The sequence below is a fragment of the Pelomonas sp. Root405 genome (assembly GCF_001425165.1).
GTDB lineage: Bacteria > Pseudomonadota > Gammaproteobacteria > Burkholderiales > Burkholderiaceae_C > Pelomonas.
The window spans coordinates 1-16,808 of sequence record NZ_LMDU01000009.1; the positions used below are offsets into that span (position 1 = coordinate 1).

General features: G+C 62.8%; 13 protein-coding genes, 1 tRNA gene and 1 pseudogene. 1 reads left to right on the plus strand and 14 read right to left on the minus strand.

Going from position 1 to position 16,808, the window contains the following annotated elements:
- The 4 genes from ASC81_RS09455 to rpsL all read right to left on the minus strand — a co-directional run.
- Window positions 1-127: GTP-binding protein (locus tag ASC81_RS09455; RefSeq protein WP_229427325.1), on the minus strand; the 127-nt coding region annotated here is incomplete at its 3' end.
- Between the two features lie 122 nt (window positions 128-249).
- Window positions 250-2,355 carry an elongation factor G gene (gene fusA, locus ASC81_RS09460; RefSeq protein ID WP_056265765.1) on the minus strand — a complete coding sequence of 702 codons (2,106 nt, stop codon included), beginning with the start codon at window positions 2,353-2,355 and terminating at the stop codon, window positions 250-252.
- A gap of 69 nt (window positions 2,356-2,424) precedes the next feature.
- Window positions 2,425-2,895 (minus strand): 30S ribosomal protein S7, encoded by a 471-nt coding sequence (gene rpsG, locus ASC81_RS09465; protein WP_056194782.1) that lies wholly within the window; start codon window positions 2,893-2,895, stop codon window positions 2,425-2,427.
- Between the two features lie 158 nt (window positions 2,896-3,053).
- Window positions 3,054-3,428, minus strand: a complete 375-nt coding sequence (gene rpsL, locus ASC81_RS09470) for a 30S ribosomal protein S12 (RefSeq protein ID WP_056265769.1) — start codon at window positions 3,426-3,428, stop codon at window positions 3,054-3,056.
- Window positions 3,429-3,628: 200 nt separating this feature from the next.
- Between rpsL and ASC81_RS09475 the strand changes: the two genes are divergently transcribed.
- On the plus strand, window positions 3,629-4,042 hold the full coding sequence (locus ASC81_RS09475; protein WP_056265773.1) for a putative toxin-antitoxin system toxin component, PIN family: 414 nt from the start codon (window positions 3,629-3,631) through the stop codon (window positions 4,040-4,042).
- A 59-nt stretch (window positions 4,043-4,101) separates the two neighbouring features.
- On the opposite strand, the gene rpoC is transcribed toward ASC81_RS09475, so the two are convergent.
- The 10 genes and pseudogenes from rpoC to ASC81_RS26540 all read right to left on the minus strand — a co-directional run.
- Window positions 4,102-8,319 (minus strand): DNA-directed RNA polymerase subunit beta', encoded by a 4,218-nt coding sequence (gene rpoC, locus ASC81_RS09480; protein WP_056265775.1) that lies wholly within the window; start codon window positions 8,317-8,319, stop codon window positions 4,102-4,104.
- Between the two features lie 11 nt (window positions 8,320-8,330).
- On the minus strand, window positions 8,331-12,452 hold the full coding sequence (gene rpoB / locus ASC81_RS09485; protein ID WP_056265778.1) for a DNA-directed RNA polymerase subunit beta: 4,122 nt from the start codon (window positions 12,450-12,452) through the stop codon (window positions 8,331-8,333).
- A gap of 442 nt (window positions 12,453-12,894) precedes the next feature.
- Complete coding sequence (gene rplL, locus ASC81_RS09490) at window positions 12,895-13,275, minus strand: 50S ribosomal protein L7/L12 (RefSeq protein ID WP_056265781.1); 381 nt, start codon at window positions 13,273-13,275, stop codon at window positions 12,895-12,897.
- Window positions 13,276-13,337: 62 nt separating this feature from the next.
- Entirely contained in the window at window positions 13,338-13,874 is a 537-nt protein-coding gene (rplJ, locus tag ASC81_RS09495) for a 50S ribosomal protein L10 (RefSeq protein WP_056265784.1), read from the minus strand.
- Between the two features lie 300 nt (window positions 13,875-14,174).
- The gene (rplA, locus tag ASC81_RS09500) at window positions 14,175-14,885 is read right to left on the minus strand and encodes a 50S ribosomal protein L1 (RefSeq protein ID WP_056265787.1); all 711 of its coding nucleotides are present in this window, start codon (window positions 14,883-14,885) and stop codon (window positions 14,175-14,177) included.
- A gap of 2 nt (window positions 14,886-14,887) precedes the next feature.
- Window positions 14,888-15,325 carry a 50S ribosomal protein L11 gene (rplK, locus tag ASC81_RS09505; protein ID WP_056265790.1) on the minus strand — a complete coding sequence of 146 codons (438 nt, stop codon included), beginning with the start codon at window positions 15,323-15,325 and terminating at the stop codon, window positions 14,888-14,890.
- Window positions 15,326-15,477: 152 nt separating this feature from the next.
- On the minus strand, window positions 15,478-16,053 hold the full coding sequence (gene nusG / locus ASC81_RS09510; protein WP_056265792.1) for a transcription termination/antitermination protein NusG: 576 nt from the start codon (window positions 16,051-16,053) through the stop codon (window positions 15,478-15,480).
- A 35-nt stretch (window positions 16,054-16,088) separates the two neighbouring features.
- Entirely contained in the window at window positions 16,089-16,475 is a 387-nt protein-coding gene (gene secE / locus ASC81_RS09515) for a preprotein translocase subunit SecE (RefSeq protein ID WP_056265796.1), read from the minus strand.
- Between the two features lie 141 nt (window positions 16,476-16,616).
- A tRNA-Trp gene (locus ASC81_RS09520) sits at window positions 16,617-16,692 on the minus strand.
- Between the two features lie 14 nt (window positions 16,693-16,706).
- Window positions 16,707-16,808, minus strand: a pseudogene (locus tag ASC81_RS26540) (elongation factor Tu); the annotation flags it as partial.

The window sequence follows — 16,808 nt, forward strand, 5'->3', positions numbered from 1 at the left end:
CGCCGCCGAACTTCTTGGACAGCACGGTCGCGATCGCTGCCGTCAGCGTCGTCTTGCCGTGGTCAACGTGACCGATCGTGCCCACATTGACGTGCGGCTTGGTCCGTTCAAACTTGCCTTTTGCCATTTCAAATCTCCAAAAAGAGCATCTCGTCAGTCTGTTGGTTTAGCGTTTCCACAGCGCCCGTGACTCCCGCCGACTGACCGAACGGGCGGAGCGCTGCAAAGACGATTCAGTTCAAAAGTCGATCAAGCCTTGCCGCGCGCCGTGATGATGGCGTCGGCAACGTTCTTGGGCGCTTCGGAGTAGTGCTTGAACTCCATCGTGTACGTGGCGCGACCTTGCGTGGCCGAGCGCAGCGACGTGGAGTAGCCGAACATTTCGCTCAGCGGGACTTCGGCCTTGATGACCTTGCCACCACCGACCATGTCGTCCATGCCCTGCACCATGCCACGACGGCTGGACAGGTCGCCCATGACCGTACCGGCGTAGTCTTCCGGCGTCTCCACTTCCACGGCCATCATCGGCTCGAGGATGACCGGGCTGGCGCGACGGCAGGCTTCCTTGAAGCCCATCGAGGCGGCCATCTTGAACGCGTTTTCGTTCGAGTCCACATCGTGGTAGGAGCCGAAGGTCAGCGTGACCTTGACGTCCACGACCGGGTAGCCGGCCAGCACGCCGTTCGGCAGGGTGTCGACGACGCCCTTCTCGACCGCGGGGATGTACTCACGCGGAACCACACCGCCCTTGATGGCGTCGACGAACTCGAAGCCCTTGCCCGGCTCCTGCGGCTCGACGGTCAGCACGACGTGGCCGTACTGGCCCTTACCACCGGACTGGCGAACGAACTTGCCTTCGACGTCAGCGGCGGTCTTGCGGATGGTTTCGCGGTAGGCCACTTGCGGCTTGCCGACGTTGGCTTCCACACCGAACTCGCGCTTCATGCGGTCGACGATGATTTCCAGGTGCAACTCGCCCATGCCGGAAATGATGGTCTGGCCGGACTCTTCATCGGTGCGCAGACGGAAGGACGGGTCTTCCTTAGCCAGACGGCCAAGGGCGATACCCATCTTTTCCTGGTCGGCCTTGGTCTTGGGCTCGACAGCCTGCGAGATCACGGGCTCGGGGAAGACCATCTTTTCCAGCGTGATGATGCTTTCCGGGTCGCACAGGGTCTCGCCCGTGGTGACGTCCTTCAGGCCCACGCAGGCGGCGATGTCGCCGGCCAGAATCTCCGAGATTTCCTCGCGCTGGTTGGCGTGCATCTGCAGGATCCGGCCGATGCGCTCCTTTTTGCCGCGGATCGGGTTGAAGACGGAGTCGCCCGACTTCAGCACGCCCGAGTAGACGCGCACGAAGGTCAGCTGGCCGACGTAGGGGTCAGTCATCAGCTTGAAAGCCAGCGCAGCGAATTTCTCGCTGTCATCGGCCTTGCGGACGACTTCCTTTTCGTCTTCGTCCGTGCCCGGAACCGGCGGCACGTCGATGGGCGAAGGCATGAAGTCAATCACGCCGTCCAGCATGCGCTGCACGCCCTTGTTCTTGAAGGCGGTGCCACAGAACATCGGCTGGATTTCAGCAGCGATGGTGCGCTTGCGAATGGCGGAGATGACTTCCTCTTCGGTCAGGTCGCCCGACTCCAGGTACTTGTTCATCAGCTCTTCGCTGGACTCGGCGGCGGCTTCGATGAGGTTCTCGCGCCATTTGACGGCCTCGGCCTGCAGTTCAGCCGGAATCTCTTCGTAGCTGAACTTCATGCCCTGCGAGGCCTCGTCCCAGATGATCGCCTTCATCTTGATGAGGTCGATCACGCCGGTGAAGTTTTCTTCGGCGCCGATGGGAATCACGACGGGCACGGGGTTCGCCTTCAGGCGCAGCTTCATCTGGTCGTAGACCTTGAAGAAGTTCGCACCCGTGCGGTCCATCTTGTTGACGAACGCGAGGCGGGGCACCTTGTACTTGTTGGCCTGGCGCCAGACGGTTTCCGACTGCGGCTGCACGCCACCGACGGCGCAATAGACCATGCAGGCGCCGTCAAGCACGCGCATCGAGCGCTCGACTTCAATCGTGAAGTCGACGTGGCCGGGCGTGTCGATGATGTTGATGCGGTGCTCGGGGCGAGCCAGGTCCATGCCCTTCCAGAAGCAGGTCGTGGCAGCAGACGTGATCGTGATGCCACGCTCCTGCTCCTGCTCCATCCAGTCCATCGTGGCGGCGCCGTCATGCACCTCACCGATCTTGTGGTTCACACCGGTGTAGTAGAGGATGCGTTCGGTCGTGGTGGTCTTGCCGGCATCGATGTGCGCAGAGATACCGATATTGCGGTAGCGCTCGATGGGGGTTTTGCGGGCCATGGTTTGCTCCAGAAGACATGAGCCGCCAGCGGGTTGGTAGAAACCCGAGGCGGCCGAAAGGCGGTGAGTTTAGAAGCGGAAGTGCGAGAAAGCCTTGTTGGCTTCAGCCATGCGGTGAACTTCGTCGCGCTTCTTCATTGCGCCGCCGCGGCCTTCAGCGGCCTCCAGCAGTTCATTGGCGAGGCGCTGGGCCATCGACTTCTCACCGCGCTTGCGCGCGGATTCCTTCAGCCAGCGCATGGCGAGAGCCATCCGGCGAACGGGGCGAACTTCCACGGGAACTTGGTAGTTCGCACCGCCGACACGGCGGGACTTCACTTCGACCATGGGCTTCACGTTGTTCAGGGCGACCATGAACACTTCCAGCGGATCCTTGCCGATCTTCTTTTCGACCTGCTCCAGGGCACCGTAAATGATGCGCTCGGCGACGGCCTTCTTGCCCGATTCCATGATGACGTTCATGAACTTGGACAGATCGACGGAACCGAACTTCGGGTCCGGCAGGATTTCGCGCTTGGGTACTTCGCGACGACGTGGCATGGCACTCTTCCTTTTGCTTCAGTTGGAGACGGCTTGTTGGCCTGACTCCGTTGGACAACCACCGACATCTGGGGCTATCCACTTACTCGGCTGCTGAGACATTCAGCGAACCGCAACAACGTTGGTTCAGTCGATGGCGACTGAGCCGAACAAACGATTTACTTCTTCGGACGCTTCGCGCCGTACTTGGAACGCGATTGCTTGCGATCCTTGACGCCTTGCAGGTCGAGCGAACCACGGACGATGTGGTAGCGCACGCCAGGCAAGTCCTTCACGCGGCCGCCGCGAACCAGCACGACGCTGTGTTCTTGGAGGTTGTGGCCTTCGCCGCCGATGTAGGAAATGACTTCGAAGCCGTTGGTCAGGCGCACCTTGGCGACCTTACGCAGCGCGGAGTTCGGCTTCTTCGGCGTGGTGGTGTAGACGCGGGTGCAGACACCGCGGCGCTGCGGGCAGTTCTGCATCGCAGGCGACTTGGACTTGATGACCTCGGCCTCTCGACCGTGGCGCACCAGTTGATTGATGGTTGGCATAAACGACTTGTTCCCGTTTGAAGTCTGTGAGCCCCGCTGAATTTTTGGAACGCGCAGCGATGCGCCGCCCAAAAGGCGGAGAGCCGAGGATTGTAGACCGCCGGGGTTTCATGCACAAGACCCGCGGTTAAGCTCGGCGGATGGATGCCCCCTCCTCGCCCGCATGCCTTGTCGATGAAGCAGACGATGTCCGGCCCGCCATGGTCATTGACACCCAGGTCGTCATGGACTGGCTGGTATTCCGTGATGCCCGCGTGCAGGCATTGGTTGCCAGCGTGACCTCCGGTGCGCTGCGCTGGCTGGTGTCACCAGCGATGCGAGACGAAATACGCCATGTGCTGAACCGCGGCGTGGCGGCGAGCTATGCGCCGGATCTGCCCTTCATTGAGGCGCAGTTCGACACTCACGCGCTGCACGTCGACGATGCCGAGCCGCAACCGCTGGCCGGCCGGCTTGTCTGCCGCGACCCAGACGACCAAAAGTTCATCGATCTTGCGTTGGCCTGCAACGCCCGCTGGCTCATCTCGCGCGACAAGGCAGTGCTGGCATTGGCCAAGCGCGCCAAGCTGCGCGGCTTGCTCATACAAAAGCCCGAACTCTGGAAGGCGAGCTGACAAAGAAAAAGCCGCCCACGGCCTGAACCGGGGCGGCTTGCGGGGCGAAGCCCCGTGGCTTACTCAGCCGAGTGGTCGCCAGCGTCCACGCCAGCCATCTGTGCAGCGGCCAATTCCTCGGCCTCCTGCAAAGCAATGGCGCGGCGCTCGGCGTCGTCCATGGCTTCCTTGGCGCGGCGCGCCTCGTGGAAGGCCATGCCGGTACCGGCCGGAATCAGGCGGCCGACGATGACGTTTTCCTTCAGGCCGCGCAGCTCGTCCCGCTTGCCCATGATGGCAGCCTCGGTGAGCACGCGGGTCGTTTCCTGGAAGGAAGCGGCCGAGATGAAGGAGTCGGTCGACAGCGAAGCCTTGGTGATGCCCAGCAGCACATCCGCGTGGGTGGCAATCATCTTGCCTTCCTTGCGCATGCGATCGTTGGTGTCCAGCAGCTCCGAGCGCTCGACCTGCTCGTTGAGGATGTAGGTCGTATCGCCCGGGTTGGTGATCATCACGCGGCGCAGCATCTGGCGAACGATCACCTCGATGTGCTTGTCGTTGATCTTCACGCCCTGGAGTCGATAGACGTCCTGCACCTCGTCGACGATGTAGCGCGCCAGCTCCTCGATGCCCAGCAGGCGCAGGATGTCCTGCGGGTCTGCTGCGCCGTCGACGATCAGCTCGCCGCGGTTCACCACCTGGCCTTCGTGCACCAGGATGTTCTTTTCCTTGGGCACGAGCTCCTCGTGGGCCTTGCCGTCCGGGTCGGTGATCTGCAGGCGAATCTTGCCCTTGGTCTCCTTGCCGAACGACACCGTGCCGGTCTGCTCGGCAAGCACGCCGACGTCCTTGGGCGAGCGGGCTTCGAAGAGTTCTGCGACACGCGGCAGACCGCCGGTAATGTCACGGGTCTTCTGGCCTTCGACCGGGATGCGGGCGAGCACTTCACCGGGCAGCAGTTCCTGGCCGTCGCGGATCTGGATCAGCGAGCCGACCTGGAAGCCGATGGCCACCGAGTGGTCGGTACCGGGGATCTTGACCTCGTGACCACCGGCGTCCAGCAGCTTGACCTGCGGGCGCACGACCTTGGCGGCGCCGCGGCGCTTCGGGTCGATGACGACCAGGGTCGACAGACCGGTCACCTCGTCCACCTGCTTGGCGACGGTCACGCCTTCCTCGACGTTCTCGAACTTCGCCTTGCCGGCGAACTCCGTGATGATCGGGCGGGTCAGCGGGTCCCAGTTCGCGAGCACGATGCCGGCCTTGATGGTCTGGCTGGCCTTGATGTTCAGGATCGCGCCGTAGGGCACCTTGTGGCGCTCACGCTCACGGCCGTGCGGGTCGGAGATGACGATCTCGCCGGAGCGGGAAATCACCACCAGTTCGCCCTTGCCGTTGGTGACGTAGCGCATCGTGGCGTTGAAGCCGACGATGCCGTCCGACTTGGCTTCGACGCTGGAGGCCACGGCTGCACGCGACGCCGCACCGCCGATGTGGAAGGTCCGCATCGTCAGCTGCGTGCCCGGTTCGCCGATGGACTGCGCAGCGATGACGCCAACCGCCTCACCGACGTTGACCAGCCCGCCGCGGCCGAGGTCGCGGCCATAGCACTTGGCGCAAAGGCCGAAGCGCGTGGCGCAGGTCAGCGGTGTGCGGACCTTGATCTCGTCGACACCGGCGGCTTCGAGCACATCGAGCGTGTCTTCGTCCAGCATGTGGCTGGCGCCCAGCAGAGAAGCCTGGGTCTCGGGGTGCACGACATCGATGGCGGTGACGCGGCCGAGGACGCGGTCACGGAGCGATTCGATGACTTCACCACCTTCGACCAGGGCGCGCATGGCCATGCCGTTGTCGGTGCCGCAGTCGTCCTCGATGACGACCAGATCCTGGGTCACGTCGACCAGGCGACGCGTCAGGTAGCCGGAGTTCGCGGTCTTCAAGGCCGTGTCCGCCAGACCCTTACGGGCGCCGTGGGTGGAGATGAAGTACTGCAACACGTTCAGGCCTTCACGGAAGTTCGCCGTGATGGGGGTCTCGATGATGGAGCCGTCAGGCTTGGCCATCAGGCCGCGCATGCCGGCCAGCTGGCGGATCTGGGCCGCGCTACCGCGCGCACCCGAGTCGGCCATCATGTAGATCGAGTTGAAGGACTCCTGGACCACTTCCTTGTCGTGGCGGTCGATCGTCTTCTCGACCTTGAGGTGGTCCATCATCTTCTTGCCGATTTCGTCACCGGCCTTGCCCCAGATGTCGACCACCTTGTTGTAGCGCTCGCCGGCCGTCACGAGACCCGAGACGTACTGCTGCTCGATCTCCTTGACTTCCTTCTCGGCGCGGTCGATGACCGTGTACTTTTCCTTCGGGATCAGCATGTCGTCGATGGCGATCGAGATGCCGGCACGCGTCGCGAGCTTGAAGCCGCTTTGCAGCAGCTTGTCGGCCAGCACGACGGTTTCCTTCAGGCCGCACTTGCGGAAGGAGGTGTTGATCAGCTTGCTGATCTCCTTCTTCTTGAGCGCCTTGTTGATGTTGCTGAACGGCAGGCCCTTGGGCAGGATCTCGGACAGCAGCGCACGGCCAACGGTGGTGTCCGTCAGCTTGGTCTCTGCCACGAACTCGCCGGAGTCCTTGTCCTTGGTCCACTCGACCAGGCGAACGCTGATCTTGGCGGTGATCTCGACGGCACCGTTCTCCAGCGCACGGATCATCTCGGGAATGTCCGAGAAGATCATGCCCTCGCCCTTGCCGTTGGTGCGCTCGCGGGTGGCGTAGTACAGGCCCAGCACCACGTCTTGCGACGGCACGATCGACGGTTCGCCGGAAGCCGGGAACAGCACGTTGTTGGAGGCCAGCATCAGCGTGCGGGCTTCCATCTGTGCTTCGATGGACAGCGGCACGTGCACGGCCATCTGGTCACCGTCGAAGTCGGCGTTGAAAGCCGAGCAGACGAGCGGGTGCAGCTGGATGGCCTTGCCTTCGATCAGCACGGGCTCAAAAGCCTGGATGCCGAGGCGGTGCAGCGTCGGGGCGCGGTTCAGCAGGACCGGGTGCTCCTTGATGACTTCTTCAAGGATGTCCCAGACCACCGGCGTGCCGGATTCGACTTCCTTCTTCGCAGCCTTGATCGTCGTCGCGATGCCCATGGCTTCGAGACGGCTGAAGATGAAGGGCTTGAAGAGTTCAAGCGCCATCAGCTTGGGCAGGCCGCACTGGTGCAGCTTGAGCGTCGGGCCGACCACGATGACCGAACGGCCCGAGTAGTCGACGCGCTTGCCCAACAAGTTCTGACGGAAGCGACCGCTCTTGCCCTTGATCATGTCGGCCAGCGACTTGAGGGCACGCTTGTTCGCGCCGGTCATCGCCTTGCCGCGGCGGCCGTTGTCCAGCAGCGAGTCGACGGCTTCCTGCAGCATGCGCTTTTCGTTGCGCACGATGATCTCAGGCGCCTTCAGCTCAAGCAGACGGGCCAGGCGGTTGTTGCGGTTGATGACGCGACGGTAGAGGTCGTTCAGGTCGGAAGTCGCAAAGCGGCCGCCGTCCAGCGGCACCAGCGGACGCAGGTCCGGCGGCAGCACGGGCAGCACGTCCAGCACCATCCAGTTCGGCTTGATGCCGGACTTCTTGAAGGCCTCCATGACCTTCAGGCGCTTGGAGTTCTTCTTGACCTTGAGCTCGGAGCCGGTCATGTCATTGCGCAGGCGATCGATCTCGATGTCGAGATCCATTTCCTGCAGCAGGTTCTTGATGCCCTCGGCGCCCATCAGCGCGATGAACTCGTCGCCGAATTCGATGCGCTTCGCGTCGTAGTCGTCCTCGGTCATGATCGAGAACTTCTTCAGCGGCGTCATGCCCGGGTCGACGACCACGTACGCTTCGAAGTACAGAACGCGTTCGATGTCGCGCAGCGTCATGTCGAGCACCAGACCCAGACGCGACGGCAGGCTCTTCAGGAACCAGATGTGCGCGCAGGGCGCAGCCAGGTCGATGTGGCCCATGCGGTCACGACGAACCTTGGTCTGGGTGACTTCAACGCCGCACTTCTCGCAGATGACGCCGCGATGCTTCAGGCGCTTGTACTTGCCGCACAGGCACTCGTAGTCCTTGATCGGGCCAAAGATCTTGGCGCAGAACAGACCGTCGCGCTCAGGCTTGAAGGTGCGGTAGTTGATGGTCTCGGGCTTCTTCACCTCGCCGAACGACCAGCTGCGGATCTTCTCCGGCGAAGCCAGGCCGATCTGGATGGCATCGAAATGCTCATCGGGGGTGAATTGCTTGAATAGGTCGAGTAGTCCCTTCATGCATCTGCTCCTTAGTTCTTGACCAGTTCAATGTCGATGCCAAGGGAACGGATTTCCTTGACCAGCACATTGAACGATTCCGGCATGCCGGCTTCGATGGCGTGTTCGCCCTTGACGATGGACTCGTACACCTTGGTGCGACCGTTCACGTCGTCGGACTTGACCGTCAGCATTTCCTGCAGGATGTAGGACGCGCCATAGGCTTCCAGCGCCCAGACTTCCATTTCGCCGAAACGCTGGCCGCCGAACTGCGCCTTGCCGCCCAACGGTTGCTGCGTGACGAGCGAGTACGGGCCGGTCGAACGGGCGTGCATCTTGTCGTCCACCAGATGGTGGAGCTTCAGGACGTGCATGTAGCCGACGGTGACGGGGCGCTCGAACTGCTCGCCGGTGCGGCCGTCGCACAACCAGGCCTGGGTGCGTGTGTCGGTCAAGCCCTTCTTGGCGGCGATGTCGTCCGGGTAGGCCAGCTTCAGCATGCCGCGGATTTCTTCCTCCTTGGCACCATCGAAGACCGGCGTCGCAAAGGGCACGCCCTTGGCGAGGTTGGCGGCCATCTCCAGCACTTCGTCGTCCGTCAGGTCTTCGATGCGCTCGGTCTTGCCACCGCTCTGGTTGTAGAGCTGGTCGAACAGCTTGCGCAGTTCGGCCACCTTGGAGTGCTGCTGCAGCATGTCGCCGATGCGCTGGCCGATGCCCTTGCCGGCCCAGCCCAGATGCACTTCCAGCACCTGGCCCACGTTCATCCGCGACGGGACGCCCAGCGGGTTCAGCACGATGTCGGCAGGCGTGCCGTCGGCCATGTAGGGCATGTCTTCGATCGGGGTGACCTTGGACACGACGCCCTTGTTGCCGTGACGGCCGGCCATCTTGTCGCCCGGCTGCAAGCGGCGCTTGACGGCCAGGTAGACCTTGACCATCTTCAGCACGCCGGCGGGCAGCTCGTCGCCCTGCGTCAGCTTCTTGCGCTTTTCTTCAAAAGCCAGGTCGAAGCTGTGGCGGGTCTGGTCGAGCGAGTTCTTGATCGACTCGAGCTGGTTGGCAATCTCTTCCTCGGCCGGACGGATGTCGAACCAGTGGAACTTCTCGACCGAGGCCAGGTAGTCCTTGTCGATGGCCGTGCCCTTGGCGATCTTCTGCGGACCGCCGTTGGCGATCTTGCCGACCAGCAGCTTCTCGATACGGTCGAAGGCGTCGCTCTCGACGATGCGCAGCTGGTCGTTCAGGTCCAGGCGGTAGCGCTTCAGCTCGTCGTCGATGATCTGCTGAGCGCGCTTGTCGCGCTGGATGCCTTCACGGGTGAAGACCTGCACGTCGATGACCGTGCCCTGCGTGCCCTGGTCGACGCGCAGCGACGTGTCCTTCACGTCCGAAGCCTTCTCGCCGAAGATGGCGCGCAGCAGCTTCTCTTCCGGCGTCAGCGTCGTCTCACCCTTGGGCGTGACCTTGCCGACCAGCACGTCGCCCGGGTTCACCTCAGCACCGACGTAGACGATGCCCGACTCGTCCAGGCGGCCGAGTTGTTGCTCCGACAGGTTGGGGATGTCGCGGGTGATTTCCTCGGCGCCCAGCTTGGTGTCACGCGCGTTGACCACCAGTTCCTCGATGTGGATCGAGGTGTAGCGGTCTTCGGCGATGACGCGTTCGCTGATGAGGATCGAGTCCTCGAAGTTGTAGCCGTTCCAGGGCATGAACGCGACCAGCATGTTCTGGCCCAGGGCCAGCTCGCCGATGTCCGTGGAGGCGCCGTCGGCAATGATGTCCTCGGCCGCCACCTTGTCGCCACGCTTGACGATGGGACGCTGGTGGATGTTCGTGTTCTGGTTGGAACGCTGGTACTTGATCAGGTTGTAGATGTCGACGCCGACTTCACCGGCCACCGTCTCGTTGTCGTTCACACGAATGACGATGCGGTTGGTGTCGACGTAGTCCACCACGCCGCCGCGGCGCGCCGCGACCACCGTGCCGGAGTCCTTCGCAGCCACGCGCTCGACGCCCGTGCCCACGAAAGCCTTCTCGGGACGCAGCACAGGCACGGCTTGGCGCTGCATGTTGGCGCCCATCAGCGCGCGGTTCGCATCGTCGTGCTCCAGGAAGGGCACGAGCGAGGCGGCGACCGACACGATCTGCGTCGGCGCCACGTCCATGTACTGGATGCGTTCCGGCTGCGTCAGCACGGATTCGCCGTTCTCACGGGCCGAGACCAGCTCGTCCGTCAGTTCGCCGGTCGGGTTCAGCGTCGCATTCGCCTGGGCGATGACGTACTTGCCTTCCTCGATGGCGGACAGGTAGTCGATCTGGTCGGTCACCTTGCCGTCGACGACGCGGCGGTAAGGCGTTTCCAGGAAACCGTACTCGTTGAGCTGAGCGAACAGCGCCAGCGAGTTGATCAGGCCGATGTTCGGGCCTTCCGGCGTTTCGATCGGGCACACACGGCCGTAGTGGGTCGGGTGCACGTCACGCACTTCGAAGCCGGCGCGCTCGCGGGTCAAACCACCCGGGCCAAGAGCGGAAACACGACGCTTGTGCGTGATTTCCGACAGCGGGTTGGTCTGGTCCATGAACTGCGACAGCTGCGACGCACCGAAGAACTCCTTGAGCGCCGCGGAGATCGGCTTGGAGTTGATCAGGTCGTGAGGCATCAGGGCTTCGGTCTCGGCCTGGCCCAGACGTTCCTTGACGGCCTTCTCGATGCGGGCAAGGCCCGAGCGGTACTGGTTTTCGGCCAGTTCGCCCACGCAACGCACGCGACGGTTGCCCAGGTGGTCGATGTCGTCCACTTCGCCGCGGCCATTGCGCAGCTCGACGAGGATCTTGACGACGTCAAGGATGTCCTCGTTGGACAGGTTCATGTTGCCCTCGGGCGTGTCACGGCCGACACGCGCGTTGAACTTCATGCGGCCGACACGGCTCAGGTCATAGGTGTCGGTGCTGTAGAACAGGCGGTTGAACAGGGCCTCGACGGCGTCTTCCGTCGGCGGCTCGCCGGGGCGCATCATGCGGTAGATGGCGACGCGGGCGGCCAGCTGGGTCTCGGTCTCGTCGGACGCCAGCGTCTGCGAAATGTAGGCACCTTCGTCCAGCTCGTTCGTGAACAGGCACTGGATTTCCTTGACGCCGGCTTGGCGCAGCTTCTTCAGCAGCGCGTCGGTCAGCTCGTCATTGGCCTTGGCAATGATCTCGCCGGTGTCGGCGTCGATCATGTTCTTGGCCAGCACGCGGCCGACCAGGAAGTCCTCGGGCACCGAGATGTGCTGCGTGCCGGATTGCTCCAGCTGGCGCGCATGGCGGGCCGTGATGCGCTTGTCCTTCTCGACGATGACGGCACCCGACTTGTCGACGATGTCGAAGCGAGCGACTTCACCCTTCAGGCGGTCAGCGACGAACTCCAACTGCGCGCCAACGTCCATCAGGCGGAAGTTGTCGAACACGAAGAAGTGGGCCAGGATCTGCTCCGGCTTCAGGCCGATGGCCTTGAGCAGGATGGTGACCGGCATCTTGCGGCGGCGGTCGACGCGGAAGTACAGGATGTCCTTGGGGTCGAACTCGAAGTCCAGCCAGGAGCCGCGATAGGGAATGATCCGGGCGCTGAACAGCAGCTTGCCCGAGCTGTGGGTCTTGCCCTTGTCGTGCTCGAAGAACACGCCCGGCGAACGGTGCAGCTGCGACACGATGACGCGCTCGGTACCGTTGACGATGAAGCTGCCGTAGTCGGTCATCAGGGGCACTTCGCCCATGTAGACCTCTTGCTCCTTGATCTCCTTGACGGTCTTCGCCTGGGGCGACTCACGGTCATAGATGATCATTTGCAGGCGCGCGCGTACGGCCGCTGCATAGGTCAAGCCACGCTGCTGGCACTCACGGGTGTCGAACGGCGGCTTGGCGATGTTGAACTCGAGGAACTTCATCTCGACGAAACCGTTGTGCGAAACAATCGGGAACGCCGAGAGGAAAGCCGCCTGCAGCCCTTCGGGCTTGCGCTTGGCGGGGGCCACGTCCTTCTGCAGGAAGGCCACGTAGCTGTCCTTCTGCATCGTCAGCAGATAGGGAACGTTGAGAACGCTCTCACGCTTGCCGAAGCTCTTGCGGATCCGCTTGCGCTCGGTATAGCTATAGGGGGTTGCTTGCGCCATAAACACTCCGTGTCGAGCTCACCCCTGGCCGTGGGGCGAGCCGCGTCGGCGACTGGCTGGCACATCCGCCCAGAACGGGGGGATGCCTAGCTTGGTGGTTGGCCACTACCAACCGCTGGCGGACAACTTTGGCCCCGCAACAAGGGCTGACCAAAGTCCGACCAAACTGGTTCTCTGCAGTCGGATCAGAGAACACTTGAAAGAACTGCGCATCATACGGTGCGCGGCGCTTTCAGCTGTTCTCAAGCAGGATTAACCCGCAAAGACGAAAAAGGGGAAGCCCAAAGGCAACCCCTTTTTGAACCTAGGCTTAACCCAGATTCGGTCGGCGAGCGGCGTCACGAGCGGGTCGAGGTCGGGTCTGAGACGCGGAACCGTACTTGCGTACGGCGAGCATCGAAGGCCCGAGATCGGCCCGCGCAGTAGCCGAGCGCCGGCCGAATTACTTGAGTTCGGCCTTGGCGCCGGCTTCCACCAGCTTCTTGACAGCAGCTTCGCCGTCGGCCTTGGCCACGGCTTCCTTGACGTTCTTCGGAGCGCCGTCGACCAGGTCCTTGGCTTCCTTGAGGCCCAGGCCGGTGATTTCGCGAACTGCCTTGATGACGGAGACCTTCTGAGCGCCGGCTTCGAGCAGCACGACGTTGAATTCGGTCTTCTCTTCAACAGCGGCAGCAGCGCCGCCGCCAGCGCCGCCAGCGGCCGGGGCAGCCATCGAAGCGGCGGACACGCCGAACTTCTCTTCGATTGCCTTGACCAGGTCGTTCAGTTCCAGAACGGTCATGCTGTCCAGCGAGGCCAGGAAAGCGTCTTTATCGAATGCCATGATGAATTTCCTTAAAACAGATTGATTGCGCGTGACTTGACGTTAGGCGCGTGATTCGTCGATCAGGCCGCAGCCGGGGCTTCTTCGGCGGCAGCTTCCGGGGAAGCGGCGCCTTCGCCACGCTTTGCAGCCAGGGCAGCCAGCACAGCCGCGGCGCGTTGCACCGGCGACATCAGCAGGCCAGCGATTTGCGACAGCAGCACTTCCTTGCTCGGGACGGATGCCAGCGCTTTCACGCCGTTGACGTCCAGAGCCTTGCCGCCGTAAGCACCGCCCTTGATGACGAGCTTGTCGTTGGTCTTGGCAAAGTCAGCGATGACTTTGGCAGCCGCGACAGCGTCTTCCGAAAAGCTGTAGATCAGCGGGCCGACCATGCTCTCCGAGGCTGCCTCGAACGGGGTGCCGGCAACGGCGCGACGGGCCAGGGTGTTCTTCAGCACGTGAAGATAGACACCCTTGGACCGTGCGTCGATGCGCAGCTTGTTCAAGGCTTCCACGGTGAGGCCACGGTACTCGGCCAACGCCAGCGTCTGCGACTTGGCAGCTTGCGCTGCGACGTCGGAGACAACAGCTGCCTTCTCGTTGCGATTGAGACTCAAGGTCTACTCCTCACATTTGCCCACTCGGCCTTGCGGCTTGTGAGCGCCAGGGAATTAGCGACCATCTGTCAGGAAACCCACTCCGATGACTCGGAACGGCAAACCCTTCAGCGGGACCGCCATCTGCGTTGGTTCCCGGCTCAATTGCTTGAGGACCGGGATTTAAGGGGTCTCCACCAACGGTCTTGGATGACGCGCCGCTCCGGCGAACCGGAATGACGCCCCACCAATCTTGTTGCCCGGGGCCAGACTCGCCCCGCGCAGATTCAGTTCACCAGGCCATCAAGGCCTGGTTGCAGCTCAGGCCGCGTTGGCCTGTGCGTTGATCGACGCGATGTCGACGCGGGCACCAACGCCCATCGTCGAAGACACGGCCACCTTGCGCAGGTAGATGCCCTTGCTCGACGCCGGCTTGCTCTTGTTCAGAGCTTCGATCAGCGCGCGCAGGTTGCCTTCCAGCTTGTCGGTGTCGAACGAGCGACGGCCGAGGGTGCCGTGGATGATGCCGGCCTTGTCGACGCGGAACTGGACCTGGCCAGCCTTGGCGTTCTTGACGGCGGTGGCCACGTCCGGGGTCACGGTGCCGACCTTCGGGTTAGGCATCAAGCCGCGCGGGCCCAGGATCTGACCCAGCGTACCGACAACACGCATCGTGTCCGGCGAGGCAATGACGACGTCGAAGGGCATGTCGCCCGCCTTGACGCGCTCGGCCAGGTCTTCCATGCCGACCACATCGGCGCCAGCAGCGCGGGCTTCATCAGCCTTGGCGCCTTGGGCGAAGACGGCGACGCGCTTGGTCTTGCCGGTGCCGTTGGGCATCACGACCGCGCCGCGAACGACCTGATCCGACTTCTTGGCATCGATGCCAAGCTGAACGGCGACGTCGATGGATTCATCGAACTTGGCCGAGGCCAGGCCCTTGACGAGGTCCAGGGCTTCGGTCAGGCCGTAGAGCTTGGTCGACTCGACCTTGCCAGCCAGCGCCTTTTGCTTCTTGGTGAGCTTTGCCATGTTCAAACCCCTTCCACGATGATGCCCATCGAGCGGGCAGAGCCGGCGATGGTCTTGACTGCGGCGTCCATGCTGGCGGCCGTCAGGTCCTTGGTCTTGATCGTTGCGATCTCTTCCAGCTGGGCGCGGGTCAGCTTGCCGACCTTGTCCAGATGCGGGCGCTGCGAGCCCTTCTCGATCTTGGCGGCCTTCTTGATCAGCACGGTCGCCGGGGGCGACTTGATGACGAAGGTGAAGCTCTTGTCTGCGAAAGCGGTGATGACCACCGGCAGCTTCATGCCTGGCTCGAAGCCAGCGCCCGAAGTCTGGGCGTTGAACGCCTTGCAGAATTCCATGATGTTCAGGCCACGCTGACCCAGCGCGGGACCCACCGGCGGCGAGGGATTAGCCTTGCCTGCCGCCACTTGCAGCTTGATGAAGCCGACGATTTTCTTGGCCATGTTTTCTCCAATCCAGTGACCGGGCGGCCTCGCCTGATCACCTGAGTGCTAGCGCATCGGACTCGGACCGAAGTCCTTACCTTTGCTCCTCTTGTCCGCCTCTCGTTGCAGACTGATCACGGGCCGGCTTGAGGTGCCGGCCAAACCGAAATTCAGACCTTCTCGACCTGCGCGAAGTCCAGCTCGACCGGCGTTGCACGGCCAAAGATGGTGACGGACACCCGCACCTTGGACTTGTCGTAGTTGACCTCTTCGACCGAACCGTTGAAGTCGGTGAAAGGACCATCCTTGACGCGCACGACTTCGCCCACCGTCCACTCGACCTTGGGACGCGGCTTCTCGACGCCTTCCTGCATCTGGTTGACGATCTTCATGACCTCGGCTTCCGAGATCGGCGCCGGTCGGTTCTTGGCGCCGCCTACAAAGCCTGTCACCTTGGACGTGTGCTTGACCAGGTGCCAGGATTCGTCGTCCATCGACATCTCCACCAGCACATAGCCAGGAAAGAAGCGGCGCTCGGTCACGGCCTTCTTGCCGTTCTTCAGCTCGACGACTTCTTCGGTCGGCACGAGGATGCGGCCGAACTTGTCCTGCATGCCGGCGCGATCAATGCGCTCGCGCAGATTGCGCTCGACAGCTTTCTCCATGCCCGAATAGGCATGGACGACGTACCAGCGCTTGGGCAGACCCGCCGGGGCTTCGGTCGTGACGACTTGTTCTTCAGACATTGGATTCCTTGCCTTCGCTTGCGTGTCGTTGTCGATCAGCGCTTCCAGCCCAGAATCAGGTCGTAGAGCACCCATTCCAGCGTCTTGTCGGTCGTCCACAGGAAGAGCGCCATGACGACAACAAAGGCGAACACATAACCCGTCATCTGCCGCGCTTCCTTGTGGGAAGGCCAGACCACCTTCTTGACCTCGCGCGCCGAATCGCGGCCATAGGCGATCAGCGCCTTGCCGTGCTCGGACGTGAAGAACGCCGCCACACCGGCGGCCAGCAGCACCAGGAGCGAAGCCCACTGCACCAGCGCGCCTTGCTTGGAGAGGCTGTAGTAGGCCACCAGCGCGCCGATCAACAGCAGCACCGCAACGGCCAGCTTGGCCTTATCGGCGCCGCTGGTCACGGTTTCGACTTGGGGAGGATTCGCCATCACTTCACTTTCACGCACCGCATTCAAGCGGCTATTCGGACGCTGCCTTGGCCGTAGCCATCAGCAGCAAGGCCCGCTGAGATCGCTCTCGCGGGCCGATGCTTTGAGCCTTAAATTCCAACCGTCGTGATCAGCGGCGGTTGGCAGGGGCAGAGGGTCTCGAACCCCCAACCTTCGGTTTTGGAGACCGACGCTCTGCCAATTGAGCTATGCCCCTGTGGCCTTTAAAACTTACGCGAGGATCGTCGCGACGACGCCCGAGCCGACGGTACGGCCGCCTTCACGGATGGCGAAGCGCAGGCCCGTCTCCATGGCGATCGGCGCGATCAGCTT

Coding starts and splice junctions, on each gene's coding strand:
- fusA (WP_056265765.1), bottom strand. CDS start 2,355: ATGGCCCGCAAAACCCCCATCGAGCGCTACCGCAATATCGGTATCTCT.
- rpsG (WP_056194782.1), bottom strand. CDS start 2,895: ATGCCACGTCGTCGCGAAGTACCCAAGCGCGAAATCCTGCCGGACCCG.
- rpsL (WP_056265769.1), bottom strand. CDS start 3,428: ATGCCAACCATCAATCAACTGGTGCGCCACGGTCGAGAGGCCGAGGTC.
- ASC81_RS09475 (WP_056265773.1), top strand. CDS start 3,629: ATGGTCATTGACACCCAGGTCGTCATGGACTGGCTGGTATTCCGTGAT.
- rpoC (WP_056265775.1), bottom strand. CDS start 8,319: ATGAAGGGACTACTCGACCTATTCAAGCAATTCACCCCCGATGAGCAT.
- rpoB (WP_056265778.1), bottom strand. CDS start 12,452: ATGGCGCAAGCAACCCCCTATAGCTATACCGAGCGCAAGCGGATCCGC.
- rplL (WP_056265781.1), bottom strand. CDS start 13,275: ATGGCATTCGATAAAGACGCTTTCCTGGCCTCGCTGGACAGCATGACC.
- rplA (WP_056265787.1), bottom strand. CDS start 14,885: ATGGCAAAGCTCACCAAGAAGCAAAAGGCGCTGGCTGGCAAGGTCGAG.
- rplK (WP_056265790.1), bottom strand. CDS start 15,325: ATGGCCAAGAAAATCGTCGGCTTCATCAAGCTGCAAGTGGCGGCAGGC.
- nusG (WP_056265792.1), bottom strand. CDS start 16,053: ATGTCTGAAGAACAAGTCGTCACGACCGAAGCCCCGGCGGGTCTGCCC.
- secE (WP_056265796.1), bottom strand. CDS start 16,475: ATGGCGAATCCTCCCCAAGTCGAAACCGTGACCAGCGGCGCCGATAAG.